This window comes from Mesorhizobium sp. M5C.F.Ca.IN.020.29.1.1 (assembly GCF_003997375.1).
GTDB lineage: Bacteria > Pseudomonadota > Alphaproteobacteria > Rhizobiales > Rhizobiaceae > Mesorhizobium > Mesorhizobium wenxiniae.
In genome coordinates, this window is the sequence record NZ_RZSW01000959.1 from 1 (window position 1) to 1,345 (window position 1,345).

The following is a 1,345-nucleotide window of genomic DNA, read 5'->3' on the forward strand; positions in this document are numbered from 1 at the left end:
AATCCGCAGATCACATACCGGCCAGCGGCTTCAGAAATGCCGCTTCAAAGATCTTACAAAAGAACGCACTCGATCAGCTGCACATGTACTCGGAACCTCTTGTATCACGGGCGGCAACCACAGCAGTTCTCGTGAAAATCAACCGAGCTTCATCTTAAGGCGGCGGTTCCCACGCGTATCTCAGCCGCGTCTCTCTGATCATATCTCGTGTTGGGCTGCGCCCGACCGATTGATAGACAAGGCCGGAGCCCTCGACATCGCTTGCAGTAAAGACATTGCGCAAGTCGATGAACATGTTGCCGTCCATAAGTTCAGAGACTTTCTTCAGGTCGAGCGCCCGGTAGCCATTCCATTCAGTGATGAGCACAGTCACACCGGCGCCCCGCACCGCGTCATAGGCCGAATGGCACCAATCGACCCTTGAAAGCACCTTCGCCGCCGCTTCCATCGCCGCCGGGTCGTGCGCTCTGACCGTCAGCCCGGCTTCCTGAAGGACCGCGATGATGTCGAGCGCCGGCGCCTCGCGGATATCGTTCGTATTGGGCTTGAAAGCCACGCCGAGCACGGCGACCGTGGAGACCCCCCCCCTCCTGCGCCGCCTTGACCACACGCGCCGCCATCGCATGCTTGCGTGCCTCGTTGATGGCCACGACTTGTTCGATTAGCCCCTGTGGCGCGTCCCAGCGCCGGCCCGTGGCGGCGAAGGCGCGCGTGTCCTTCGGAAAGCATGAGCCGCCGAAGCCAGGCCCGGCCTGCAGGAATTTCGGGCCGATGCGCTTGTCCATGCCGATCGCGTGCGCCACCTCCTGAACGTTGCCGCCCACCGTCTCGCACAGATCCGCCACTTGGTTGATGAAGGTCACCTTCATGGCGAGGAAGGCGTTGGCTGCATATTTGCTGATCTCGGCGTTTTCGAGCGAGGTCGTGATCATCGGCGTCCCACGCAGGTGAAGTGGCTGGTAAATGCGGCGCATGATCTCGCGCCCGAGCTCGTCCTCCGCTCCCACTACTATCCGGTCCGGCCGCATGAAATCTTCCACCGCCGAGCCCTCGCGCAGGAATTCCGGGTTCGACACCACCGAGAAGGGAACGCCGGTTCTTGCCGTGCGGATATGGTCGCGCATCGCCGCATTGGTGCCCACCACCACCGTCGACTTGATGACGACGACCGTGCCGGGCTTCATCGCCGCGGCGATTTCGTCCCCGGCGGCGAAGATATATTGCAGATCCGCCTCGCCGTCACCGCGCCTGGACGGCGTGCCGACCGCAATGAAGATGACGTCAACAACAGGCACCGTCCCCGCCAAGTCGGTGGTAAAGGACAGCCGCCCCTCGCCCACCTGTC

1 protein-coding gene and 1 pseudogene are annotated in these 1,345 nt (G+C 62.2%); both read right to left on the reverse strand.

All coding sequences use genetic code 11. From position 1 onward, the window contains the following. Nucleotides 1-154 precede the first annotated feature (154 nt). Nucleotides 155-625 carry a UDP-glucose/GDP-mannose dehydrogenase family protein gene (locus EOA85_RS39675; protein WP_245486357.1) on the reverse strand — a complete coding sequence of 157 codons (471 nt, stop codon included), beginning with the start codon at nt 623-625 and terminating at the stop codon, nt 155-157. Nucleotides 626-653: 28 nt separating this feature from the next. Further along, nucleotides 654-1,340 (reverse strand): annotated as a pseudogene (locus EOA85_RS39680) (nucleotide sugar dehydrogenase); the annotation flags it as partial. Nucleotides 1,341-1,345: the final 5 nt, after the last annotated feature.

Excerpts from the sequence above, each read along its gene's own strand:
- EOA85_RS39675 (WP_245486357.1), bottom strand. The coding sequence starts at position 625 with ATGCGATGGCGGCGCGTGTGGTCAAGGCGGCGCAGGAGGGGGGGGGTC.